Genomic DNA, 11,375 nt, shown 5'->3' with positions numbered 1-11,375 from the left:
ATGAAAAAATATTTAATTTCATTGGATAAAGACCAAAAACGACGAGAACTCTTTTTCGCACAGGCGGATACACAAGATTTTCACGTGTTTTCTGCGTTTAATACCATGAATGAAGATTTGGCAGGATTAGCGCAACGTTTTGCGTTGCCGCAATTTGCCGCTCGTTATGAGCGGGAAGCCACGAAAGGTGAAGTCGGTTGTACATTGAGTCATTTGGGCGTTTATCGGCAAATCGTGCAAGATGTAACGATTGCCGATGAAGAATATTGCTTGGTATGCGAAGACGACGCATTGTTTAATGCGGATTTTCAACAAAATCTGGAGCGGATTCTATCCGCGGGCGTTTCTGCGGATATTCTGTTGGTTGGACAGTCCAAAATTGCGACATTTGATGATATTGAATTGGAAATAAACTATCCGACGACATTTGCATTTTTACAGCCAAAAGTGACCGCTTGTCCGTTTGCTGCGGTATATCCTTATAAAAATTATTTTGCCGGTACGGTCGCCTATTTGATTAAAAAATCGGTCGCCAAGCAGTTTTTGCTGAAAGTGCAGGAATATGGTTTGCCCTATTGGCTGGCGGATGATTTTATTTTATTCGGCGAGCATTTCGGCTTGGATATTGCCGTCGTCCGTCCGTTAATGGTGATTGAAAATCCGCAGGTAAACAGTAATTTGGAATCGATTCGCGGTTCGATTGATCATAGTTTATTTGCAAAATTGCTGAAATACCCGTTAAAAAAAGTCTTGGCGGTCATTCGGAATTTAGGGAAGAAATAAGCAATGTCAGCATTCTTTAATCTGTTTTATATTTATGATCCGTGGCTGTTTCATTTTTTCCGAATGGCGTTTTTTACCGGAATGCTGGCTTTACTTTGGTTGGCATATCAAGCGTATAAAAAAAATCTGCCGCAGGGCATTATCGTGCCGCTGGACAGTTTGTGGGTTATTTTAGGACTGATCGGCATTAGCATCATTCCGGTATTGCTGCACGGAACCAAAGAACTTGGTGTGATTATCATGTATTGTAAAACGCTGATTTTATTCGTGTTTGGTGTTGGTATTTACAATATCTTTTACCGCCGCCCGAACGGGCAAGCACTGGTTGTGAGGGATCTGAAAATCGGTATTGCCGTACAAGCCGGTATCGGTGTTGTCGCATTGGCGGGACTTTCGTTTATGATTGATTTGGCATTATGGACTAACGCCGTATTGCCGGAGCGTTTTTATGGTTCCGAACAAGAGTATCGTTTGTACAACATTACTTCGTCTGCATTTTTCCAACTCAGCGTTTTTTATATCGTTTTACTGCATTTTTTACTCGCTTATAACGCGAAGCATAACAATATCAATAGTGTATTCCTGTTTTTATTATTGTTTATCGGGTTAGTTTCCGGCAGAACCTTTTTATTTCTTTCGGTTGTGAGTATCGCCCTCTATTTCAAATGGCGTTATATTCCCGCACTTCTCGCTTTTGCCGCAATCTGCTTATTTTTAGCGATGAATTTTGCCGATAACAAATATGTAGAACATGCATTGGAACCCTTAATCAACCTATTATCCAATAAAGGTAGCATCAGTTCTTCAAGCGATAATTTAGTAAAAAACCACCTTTATCTGCCGCAATTAAAACAAATTTTGATCGGCGACGGTTATTACTATACGCCGACCGGCGGATATTACGGCGCAACGGATTCCGGCTTTATCCGCCAAGCGTTATACGGCGGAATCGGTTATATGGCGGCGTGCTTTTTATTTATGTTTTATTTTGTCAGACGTATTGCGCAAAACTGGTTTGACGGCAGTTGGACATTTACCCTTTCTACCTTATTTATTCTCAGTGTATTAAATATTAAAGCGGATACCTACGCCTTTCCGGGACTCATGTTAGTGTTAGTGATGTTTTTATCTCTGTTCGGTACGCACGGCAAATCCAAATTATTCTTTGAAAGCAAGAGGGCTGTATAATGTTCAGTATTATTGTTCCGTCCTATAACCGTAAAGAGGAAGTTCCGCTCTTGTTAGCGGATTTAGAGAAACAAACCGCCCAGAATTTTGAAGTGATCATTGTCGATGATTGCTCCAAACAGCCGGTTACATTGGACAGAACCTATGCATTTCCGGTCAAAATTATCCGTAATGAACAAAATCAAGGTGCGGCGGAAAGTCGCAATATCGGCGCTAAGGAAGCAAGCCGTGAATGGCTGCTTTTTTTAGATGATGATGATCGTTTCGCCGAACAAAAATGCGAGGTATTGGCAAAGGCGATTCAGGCGGAACCGCAGGTGAACTTTATCTATCACCCGGCAGAATGTCTGATGGTGAATGAAGGTTTTACCTATTTCACTCACCCTTATAGCAATCCGCAGGATCTCACCTTAGACAATATTCTGCAAGCCAATAAAGTAGGCGGTATGCCGATGATCGGTATTAAAAAAACACTGTTCTTTAAGGTCGGCGGGTTATCAACGGACTTATTGTCATTAGAAGATTATGACTTTATTTTAAAAGTGATTTCGGATGCGGATTTTATGCCGAAATATATCGACCAAGCGTTAAGCAAATGCGCTTTTCATACCAAACGAAACAGTGTGTCGACCAACACGAAAAATACCGAAAGAGCGATCCGAATGATTTACGCAAAATATGTGAAAACCCCGCAACAAGCACATAATTTTGTGTTTAACTCGTTTTATATGCTGGCATATCCGTATATTATGAATTTATCGCGTAATGCAGCGATATATTATTTTAAAATGTTCAAACACAGCAAAAAATTAAAATATTTAATTATTGCATTAATCACATTTATTTCGCCTAAACTTGCGATCAATATGAAAAGGTTTATTTAATGAAGTTTTCTGTTTTAATGTCTCTTTATATTAAAGAGAATCCCCAATATTTAACCGAATGCTTTGAAAGCTTAGTGACGCAAACGCATCCGGCTGATGAAATTGTTTTGGTTTTCGATGGCGCAATTACGGCGGAATTAGAGCAAGTTGTGCAAAATTTTGCTCAAAAACTACCGCTTGTTATCGTTCGTTTAGATAAAAACCAAGGTTTAGGTAAAGCATTGAATATCGGTTTAACTCACTGTTCGCACGAATGGGTTTTCCGTATGGATACGGATGATATTTGTGTGCCGGAACGTTTTGAAAAGCAGCTTGAATTTATTCAACGTCATCCGGAAACCGTTATTTTCGGCGGGCAAATTGCCGAGTTCGGTCAACATATTGATGACATCGTCAGCTACCGTCGCGTACCGATGGCTGCAGCGGACATCGTTCGATTTACCCGAAAGCGCAGCCCGTTCAATCATATGACAGTAGCGTACCGCAAAAGTGACGTTTTACAGTGCGGCGGTTATGAAGATTTACAAGAAGATTATTACTTATGGATCAAACTGATTGCGCAAAACCCGCATGTCGCCAATCTTCCTGATGTGCTGGTTTACGCCCGTGTCGGTAACGGCATGGTCGGTCGCCGCCGAGGCATCGCACAAGCAAAAGCCGAATGGCGCTTGTTTAAACTCAAACGACGTTTAGGCGTACAAGGTTGCTTCTCGGGTTTTGCGACTTTCCTCATGCGCTCCCTCCCGCGCTTATTACCCGTCTCCTTGCTGGAATATTGCTATAAATTTTTACGTAAATAGCTTCTCCCTCAACAAAACTCACATCGCTGATAAAGCCATGTGAGTTTTTCTTTTCCTGCCATTTGCAAAATTTCCGCCGAAAGTGACCGCTTGTAATAATGGGTTATGCAAGTATTTTTATGTTTAATTGGTTTTTTGTAATATGGTGGTTTTTTGGAGTAAATTTAGTTTTGATATTTCTCAATATTGTCATGTTTTGTCTGTAAATGTGGTTGTTTTTTTAAGAGGATTAAGAATAATAAATAAACTATCCGGTCGTGCATTATTGCAAATATTCGAAACAAAAGAGGGATAACGATGAGTAAAGGAATAACATCATACTACGCCCATTCCGTCGAAAACCAACCCGAATCCCAATGGCAAACCTTAAGCAGCCATCTTGCCCAAGTCGGCGAGATGGCGGCGGGGTTTGCCAGTTTTTTTGGTGCGGAGGAAACCGCCCGCCATACCGGGCAGCTGCACGATTTGGGCAAATATACGGAAGCGTTTGATAAACGGTTGCACGGAGGCTCTTCCGTTGACCACGCCACCGCAGGTGCGAAAATTGCGGTAGAACGGTTCGGCGACAAGGCAGGCAAGCTGATGGCGTTCTGCATTGCCGGCCACCATGCCGGTTTGGCCAACGGCGATGGCGAGGGCGATAACCGCCGCACTTTGACGCAGCGGTTAGAACAGCCGTTTGACGGTAAAGCATTGCATCGACTTGATCCTGTTTGGCAGCAGGAAATTGCCCTGCCGGAAAAGCTGCCCGCACCGCCCTTGAAGGCCGACGTCCATCACAAATGGTTTTCCTATGCTTTCTTCACCCGCATGCTGTATTCCTGCCTGGTGGATGCTGATTTTCTCGATACCGAAGCCTTTTATGCTTCCGTTGAAAACAAAGCTGTGCAGCGCGGCGGCCATCCCGATTTAAAAGCACTGCAACAGCGTTTCAATACCTTTATCGAATCTTTCAGACAGCTTGCCAAACAGACTCCGGCAACCGAAGCCGAACAACGCCGCGCCGAGCTTAACCGCTTGCGCAGCAACATTCTCGACCATGCCATTACCCAAGCGGGTGAGCAGCCCGGCTTGTTTACCCTTACCGTGCCCACCGGCGGCGGCAAAACCTTCACTTCGATGGCGTTTGCCTTGGAACACGCCAAGCGCCACGGCATGCGGCGCGTGATTTACGTGATTCCGTTTACCAGTATTATTGAACAAAACGCCGCCGAGTTCCGCAAAGCCTTCGGCGATTTGGGCGACGCCGCCGTGTTGGAACACCACAGCACCTTTGACGACAGCAAACTCAAAGACAAGCACAGCAAAGACAAACTGCGCCAAGCCTCCGAAAACTGGGATATACCCGTGGTGGTGACCACCGCCGTGCAGTTTTTCGAATCGCTGTTTGCCGACCGCTCCTCGCGCTGCCGCAAGCTGCACAATATCGCCGGCAGCGTGATTATTCTCGACGAAGCGCAAATGCTGCCGCTCAATCTGCTGCTGCCCGTGATGCAGGCCATCAAAGAGCTGGCGCGAAACTACCGTTGCAGCGTGGTGATGTGCACCGCCACCCAGCCCGCCGTGCAGACCGAACACGGCTTTTACCGCGGCTTTGAAAACGTGCGCGAAATCGCCCCGAATCCGACCGCACTTTTCGAACAACTGCGCCGAACCACCGTGCAACATATCGGCCTGCAAACCGATGCCGACCTGTTGGAAAAGCTCGGGCAACACCCACAAATGCTCATCATCGTCAACAACCGCCGCCACGCCCGCAGCCTGTATGACAGCGCCAAGCCGCTTGACGGCGTGTTCCACCTCACCACCCTGATGTGCGCCAAACACCGCACGCAAATGCTGGAAACCATCCGAGGCCGTCTGAAAAACGGCGAACCCTGCCGCGTGATCGCCACTTCTTTAATCGAAGCGGGCGTCGATGTCGATTTCCCGCTGGTGATGCGCGCCGAGGCAGGGCTGGATTCCGTCGCCCAAGCCGCCGGACGCTGCAACCGCGAAGGCAAAAGGCTGCCTGAAGAGAGCTTTGTTTGGATTTTCCAGCCCGAAGCGCAATGGAAAGCCCCCGCCGAACTCGGGCTGCTCTCCGGCGTGATGCGCTCCGTAGTGCGGCAGCATGCTAGCGATTTACTGTCGGTGGAAGCTATTACTGATTACTTTAGTGAAGTTTACCAACTCAAAGGCGCCGAGCTGGACCAGCGCCGAATCCTCGCCATGCACCACAACGCAGGCAGCAGCCTCAACTTCCCCTTTCAAACCATCGCGGCAAAGTTCCGCATGATCGAAACCCATATGCAGCCGCTCATCATCCCGTTCGACGATGAGGCCGAGCGCCTAATCGACAGCCTGCGCCACGCCGACCAAATCGGCGGCCTGTTGCGCAAACTCCAGCCCTACACCGTGCAAATTCCAGAAAAGGCTCTTGTAGCCCTATACAAAGAACGGCTGATCGAGCCGATCAATGAGCAAACATTCGGCAAGCAGTTCTATGCCTTGATTGACAAGCAGAATTTGTATGACGAAGTGGCGGGATTCAGCTGGACGAATCCGTACTTTGTGCAGCCAGAAAACAGTGTGTTGTAAATCACATAAAATTGAAGTAAAATTTTTCGAGAGATGAGCGGGCTTGCTACATCTCAACAATATTAGGAGGAAAAACATGAGCAGAAAAAACCAACACGTTGTTCCCCATGCTGACGGTTGGGGCGTAAAAGGTGCGGGCAATAGCAAAGTAACAGCCGTTTATCGAACGCAGAAAGAAGCCATTATCCGAGCAGAAGAAATTGCGAAGAATCAGCGGGCAGATACCAAAATTCATGGCACAGACGGGCGTATTCGTGCTGGAAATAGCTATGGCAACGATTCTTGCCCGCCAAGGGACAAGAAGTAGCTCCTTTGCTGTTCTTTGTAATCAGTTGATGATGCACTTGTGTACTAACGTAGTCTGCGGGCGTTTAACACGGTGTATCTGAACAGCCGCTTCAGGGCGGCTGAGGGTTGAAACAATTTCATGTGATTGAAAAACCGCCTCCCTTAGAGGAGGCGTGGGTTAAAAAAATCATAGGAGAACAAAAAATGAATCGGGTACGCCTACACATTTGGGGCGATTACGCCTGTTTTACCCGTCCGGAAATGAAGGTGGAGCGGGTGTCTTACGATGTCATCACGCCGTCGGCGGTGCGTGGGGTGTTGGCGGCGGTGCATTGGAAGCCGGCAATCCGCTGGGTGATTGACCGCATTTATGTATTGAAGCCGATCCGTTTTGAATCGGTGCGGCGCAATGAATTGGGCGGCAAGATTTCGGAGAGCAAGGTCAGCGGGGCGATGCGGCGCAAGAGCGTGGAGGGTTTGTACACGTTGATTGACGACGACCGCCAGCAGCGCGCGGCGACGGTGCTGAAAGACGTGGGCTATGTGATTGAAGCCCATGCGGTGCTGACGGCCAAAGCGGGCGAGGACGATACAGTTACCAAGCATATCGAGATGTTTAAGCGGCGGGCGTCGAAGGGGCAGTGTTTCCAGCAGCCGTGCATGGGCGTGCGCGAGTTTCCGGCGCATTTTGCTTGGGTGGATGATGACGGCGATTTCCCTGAATCATGCCTGCCTGAAAGTGATGCCAACCGCGATTTGGGCTGGATGTTGCACGATATTGATTTCGACCACGGCAATCTGCCGAAATTTTTCCGTGCCGAGATGAAAAACGGGGTAATCGAAGTGCCGCCGTTTTACGCCGAGGAGGTGAAAGCATGATTTTGGCTTCACTGGCGCGTTATTACCGCCGCCTGGCAACGCAAAATGATGATGTTGGCAATCCGAAAGTGCCGCCTTACGGCTTTAGCGAGGAAAAAATCGGCTGGATTTTGGTATTGGATAAAGAAGGGCGTCTGCAAGATGCGGTGCCGAATTTAACGGCGGATAAAAAACCGCAGCCGAAACTGATGAGTGTGCCGCGCCCTGAAAAGCGCACGTCGGGCGTCAAGCCGAATTTCCTGTGGGACAAAACCGCTTATGCCTTAGGTGTAGAAGCCAATAAAGACAAGGCGCAGGCGAAAACCGAACCTGTGGTGCCGTCTGAAAAAACCTTCGAGGCGTTCCGGCAATATCATTTGGATGTGCTGCAACACGAACAAGACGAAGGTTTGCAGGCGCTCTACCGCTTTTTACAAAACTGGCAGCCTGCGCAGTTTGCCGATTATCCATGCCTGTCTGAAACGCCAGATGCCAATGTGGTGTTTGCTTTGGATAAGCCTTCCGCCTTGATTCACAAGCGCGAGGCGGCGCAAACGCTGTGGGCAGGCCGTCTGAAAAGTGATGAAGCCGAGCAGGGCTTGTGCCTGATCAGCGGCGAAGAAGCGCCGATTGCGCGGCTGCATCCGGCGATTAAGGGCGTGTTTGGTGGGCAGAGTTCGGGCGGCTCGATTATTTCGTTTAACAAAGAATCCTTTGCTTCGTTTGGCAAAGAGCAGGGGGCGAATGCGCCGGTGTCGGAAGTGTCAGCCTTTGCCTATACCACCGCGCTGAACTATCTGCTGCGCCGCGAAAACGGCCATTGCCTCACCATCGGCGATGCCAGCACGGTGTTTTGGGCGGAAGCCGCCGACAGCGAAACCGCCGCCGCAGCCGAAGATTTCTTTGCCGACATCATGACCCCGCCCGATGACGAGCAGCAAAGCCAAAAAGTATTCGATATTTTGGAGCAAATCGCCAAAGGCCGCCCTTTGCAGGAAATCGCGCCCGATCTGTCGCCCGATACCCGCTTTTATATTTTGGGCTTGGCGCCGAATGCGGCGCGGATTTCCATCCGCTTTTGGCTGGATACCACGTTCGGGCAATTGGCAGCGAATCTGGCGCAGCATTGGCAGGATTTGGCGCTGGAGCCGCGACCGTGGAAAACCGCACCGTCGGTATGGCGTTTGTTGCTTCAGACGGCCGTATTGGGCAAAAGCGAAAACATTTCCCCCGTTTTGGCAGGCGAGATGATGCGCGCCGTAATCGGCGGCACGTTGTATCCGATGAGCCTGCTGGCGCAGCTGATCGCCCGCATCCGTGCCGACGGCGATGCCAACGGCTTGCGCGTTGCCATGATTAAAGCCGTGTTGCAGCGGCGTTTCAGAAAAGGTCTTATTCACGAGGAGGTTTCCATGAGTTTGAACACCGAAAGCCGAAATCAGGCTTATCTGCTCGGGCGGCTGTTTGCCGTGCTCGAGCGCATCCAGTATCAGGCGCTGGGCGAATTGAATGCGGGCATTGCCGACCGTTATTACGGCTCCGCATCCGCCGTGCCGTTTTCCGTTTTTCCGCGTCTGTTGTCGGGCGCCAAGCACCATTTATCGCGCCTGCGTAAAGACAAAGCCGGTATGGCGGTCAATCTCGATAAAGATTTGGGCGAGATTATCGCCATGCTGCCTGAAACTTTCCCGCGCCATTTGAGCATCGACGAACAAGGCCGCTTTGCCATCGGCTATTACCAGCAAAAGCAAAGCTACTTCGCCAAAAAAGACCCTGCACTCACCCAAACACATGAAGGAGAATAAACATGTCCATCCAAAACCGCTATGAATTCGTTTACTTTTTTGACGTAACCAACGGCAATCCCAACGGCGACCCCGACGCCGGCAATATGCCGCGCCTTGATCCCGAATCCAGCAAAGGCTTGGTTACCGACGTGTGCCTGAAGCGCAAAATCCGCAATTTTGTCGAACTCGCCAGCGAAAACCAGCCGGGCTACGAAATCTACGTGAAAGACAAAGGCGTGCTGAACCTGCAAAACAAACGCGCCTATGAAGCCTTGGGCATCGAATCCGAAGCCAAAAAACTGCCCAAAGACGAAGCCAAAGCCCGCGACATCACCGCTTGGATGTGCAAAAACTTCTTCGATATCCGCACCTTCGGCGCCGTGATGACTACCGAAGTCAACAGCGGCCAAGTGCGCGGCCCCGTGCAACTGGCGTTCGCCCAATCCATCGACCCCATCGTGCCGCTGGAAATCTCCATCACCCGCATGGCGGTAACCAACGAAAAAGACCTCGAAAAAGAGCGCACCATGGGGCGCAAATACATCGTCCCCTACGCCCTTTACCGCGTACACGGCTTTATTTCCGCCAACCTTGCCGCCAAAACCGGCTTTTCCGATGAAGATTTGGCGAAATTATGGGATGCCTTGAAACTGATGTTCGAACACGACCGCTCCGCCGCCCGCGGCGAAATGGCGGCGCGCAAGCTCATCGTGTTCAAACACGACAGCGCCCTCGGCAGCCTGCCCGCGCACAAACTGTTCGACGCCGTTAAAGTCGAGCGCGTGAGCGGCGAAAGCGGTACGCCGGCATCGGGTTTTGCCGACTATCAAATTCGTGTCGATTCAGACGGCCTCAACGGCGTGAGCGTGGAAGAATTGCTGTAATGCCCGATGTGCAAAATTTTGCAACAAACCCACCGCTTGCAGGCGCGGGGGAACGGGATTTGCCCACCGTTTCCCTCTCCGCCCTGCAACACTACGCCTTCTGCCCGCGCCAATGCGCGTTGATTCACAACGAGCAGGCGTGGGCGGAGAACTATCTGACCGCGCAGGGGCGTTCGCTGCACGAGCGGGTGGATTCGGGCGAGCCGGAAACACGCAAAGGTGTGCGCTTTGAGCGCAGTGTGCATGTGTCGGCGCAGCGGTTGGGCATCAGCGGCATTGTCGATATGGTGGAACATGATTTGGTTTCAGGCCGTCTGAAACCGGTGGAATACAAACGCGGCAAGCCCAAACCCGAACCGTTCGACGAAATCCAGCTTTGCGCGCAGGCGCTGTGTTTGGAGGAGATGACGGGGCAGACCGTCAGCGAAGGCGCGCTGTGGTATATGCAGACCCGTCATCGTGTACCTGTGGCGTTTACCGATGCACTAAGAGAGCAGACGCTTACCACCATTTATCAGGTCAGGACTCTACTGGCAAGTGGGCAAACGCCACCACCTAACTATGACAAACGCTGTAAGGCGTGCTCGCTCATAGAGCTATGCCAGCCGAAGTTGTTGGAGCGGGATAGATCGGCGGGGTATGTGGAGGGGTTATTTGGGGAGTAGATTGAATCACTGATAATATCCTGGCGTAAACATTAAATTATTTAAATTTGAGGCTACCAAATGAAGCTTAGAAATATTCATATTAAAAGATTTAGATCTATTAATGATCTTCAAATAGAAATTGATGCAGATAATAACTTTATTAGTATATGCGGAGCAAATAATGTTGGGAAAACAAATGTATTACGGGCATTAAATTTATTTTTTAATCCAGATGGCTATGTTTTTGATAAAGATGTTCCATATTTAAAACAAAATACAAGAGGTGGGTCTATAGCGACAGAGCTTACTCTTCAATTCGAAGATAACAAGGGAAGATTCTATGAGTTAATTAGAAAAATTGAAATTTTAGAAGGAGAAGTTGTTGTAAATGATGAGGGAAGTTTATGGCCTGAGGGGGTTGGGAGAGGCAAAGCTAAGAACAAACTAGATGAGAATAAAATTGAGGAGATAATTAAAAGCTTTGCATTTTTTTATATTCCAGCAATCAATATTTCTTTTCCAGATTTAATTAATTTGATCATTAATGATGTATATGAGATAGAATTTGATAGATCTCGATTTTCAGGGCTTAAAGGAGCATTGAAAAACTCCTTTGAAGAGTACAATAAAGGGTTAATAGCAGTTTTGAATCAGTTGGCAGAAGAGATAAATCCCT

At 48.8% G+C, this 11,375-nt stretch carries 11 protein-coding genes; all 11 read left to right on the top strand.

All coding sequences use genetic code 11. The annotated features are described in order from the left end of the window. Positions 1 to 783 (top strand): glycosyltransferase family 25 protein, encoded by a 783-nt coding sequence (locus tag ACEYKX_RS06765; RefSeq protein WP_373767273.1) that lies wholly within the window; start codon positions 1 to 3, stop codon positions 781 to 783. 3 nt (positions 784 to 786) lie between these two features. Continuing rightward, a complete protein-coding gene (locus tag ACEYKX_RS06760) occupies positions 787 to 1,971 on the top strand; it encodes a hypothetical protein (protein WP_373767274.1) in 1,185 nt (394 codons plus the stop codon). Beyond that, complete coding sequence (locus ACEYKX_RS06755) at positions 1,971 to 2,855, top strand: glycosyltransferase family 2 protein (protein WP_373767275.1); 885 nt, start codon at positions 1,971 to 1,973, stop codon at positions 2,853 to 2,855. The genes ACEYKX_RS06760 and ACEYKX_RS06755 overlap by 1 nt, the downstream gene beginning before the upstream one ends. Then, positions 2,855 to 3,655, top strand: a complete 801-nt coding sequence (locus ACEYKX_RS06750) for a glycosyltransferase (RefSeq protein ID WP_373767276.1) — start codon at positions 2,855 to 2,857, stop codon at positions 3,653 to 3,655. The genes ACEYKX_RS06755 and ACEYKX_RS06750 overlap by 1 nt, the downstream gene beginning before the upstream one ends. A gap of 297 nt (positions 3,656 to 3,952) precedes the next feature. Further along, positions 3,953 to 6,235 carry a CRISPR-associated helicase Cas3' gene (cas3, locus tag ACEYKX_RS06745; RefSeq protein ID WP_373767277.1) on the top strand — a complete coding sequence of 761 codons (2,283 nt, stop codon included), beginning with the start codon at positions 3,953 to 3,955 and terminating at the stop codon, positions 6,233 to 6,235. 76 nt (positions 6,236 to 6,311) lie between these two features. Then, positions 6,312 to 6,542, top strand: coding sequence for a DUF2188 domain-containing protein (locus ACEYKX_RS06740; RefSeq protein ID WP_373767278.1), 231 nt, complete (start codon positions 6,312 to 6,314; stop codon positions 6,540 to 6,542). 185 nt (positions 6,543 to 6,727) lie between these two features. Next, positions 6,728 to 7,402, top strand: a complete 675-nt coding sequence (cas5c, locus tag ACEYKX_RS06735; protein WP_373767284.1) for a type I-C CRISPR-associated protein Cas5c — start codon at positions 6,728 to 6,730, stop codon at positions 7,400 to 7,402. Then, positions 7,399 to 9,186, top strand: coding sequence for a type I-C CRISPR-associated protein Cas8c/Csd1 (cas8c, locus tag ACEYKX_RS06730; RefSeq protein ID WP_373767279.1), 1,788 nt, complete (start codon positions 7,399 to 7,401; stop codon positions 9,184 to 9,186). The genes cas5c and cas8c overlap by 4 nt, the downstream gene beginning before the upstream one ends. 2 nt (positions 9,187 to 9,188) lie before the next feature. Next, positions 9,189 to 10,052 carry a type I-C CRISPR-associated protein Cas7/Csd2 gene (cas7c, locus tag ACEYKX_RS06725; protein WP_373780669.1) on the top strand — a complete coding sequence of 288 codons (864 nt, stop codon included), beginning with the start codon at positions 9,189 to 9,191 and terminating at the stop codon, positions 10,050 to 10,052. Beyond that, entirely contained in the window at positions 10,052 to 10,717 is a 666-nt protein-coding gene (cas4, locus tag ACEYKX_RS06720) for a CRISPR-associated protein Cas4 (RefSeq protein WP_373767281.1), read from the top strand. Before cas7c ends, cas4 begins: the two co-directional genes overlap by 1 nt. Before the next feature lie 60 nt (positions 10,718 to 10,777). After that, positions 10,778 to 11,375: AAA family ATPase (locus ACEYKX_RS06715; protein ID WP_373780668.1), on the top strand; the 598-nt coding region annotated here is incomplete at its 3' end.

It is taken from the genome of Glaesserella sp., assembly GCF_041817755.1.
Taxonomy (GTDB): Bacteria; Pseudomonadota; Gammaproteobacteria; order Enterobacterales; family Pasteurellaceae; genus Glaesserella.
Note: the sequence above shows the minus strand (reverse complement) of the source record. Positions and strands in the feature narration are given on the sequence as shown.

What these genes read in the sequence shown, in the direction of transcription:
- cas3 (WP_373767277.1), top strand. Translation starts at nt 3,953, where the DNA reads ATGAGTAAAGGAATAACATCATACTACGCCCATTCCGTCGAAAACCAA.
- ACEYKX_RS06740 (WP_373767278.1), top strand. Translation starts at nt 6,312, where the DNA reads ATGAGCAGAAAAAACCAACACGTTGTTCCCCATGCTGACGGTTGGGGC.
- ACEYKX_RS06750 (WP_373767276.1), top strand. Translation starts at nt 2,855, where the DNA reads ATGAAGTTTTCTGTTTTAATGTCTCTTTATATTAAAGAGAATCCCCAA.
- ACEYKX_RS06760 (WP_373767274.1), top strand. Translation starts at nt 787, where the DNA reads ATGTCAGCATTCTTTAATCTGTTTTATATTTATGATCCGTGGCTGTTT.
- cas7c (WP_373780669.1), top strand. Translation starts at nt 9,189, where the DNA reads ATGTCCATCCAAAACCGCTATGAATTCGTTTACTTTTTTGACGTAACC.
- ACEYKX_RS06755 (WP_373767275.1), top strand. Translation starts at nt 1,971, where the DNA reads ATGTTCAGTATTATTGTTCCGTCCTATAACCGTAAAGAGGAAGTTCCG.
- cas5c (WP_373767284.1), top strand. Translation starts at nt 6,728, where the DNA reads ATGAATCGGGTACGCCTACACATTTGGGGCGATTACGCCTGTTTTACC.
- cas4 (WP_373767281.1), top strand. Translation starts at nt 10,052, where the DNA reads ATGCCCGATGTGCAAAATTTTGCAACAAACCCACCGCTTGCAGGCGCG.
- cas8c (WP_373767279.1), top strand. Translation starts at nt 7,399, where the DNA reads ATGATTTTGGCTTCACTGGCGCGTTATTACCGCCGCCTGGCAACGCAA.
- ACEYKX_RS06765 (WP_373767273.1), top strand. Translation starts at nt 1, where the DNA reads ATGAAAAAATATTTAATTTCATTGGATAAAGACCAAAAACGACGAGAA.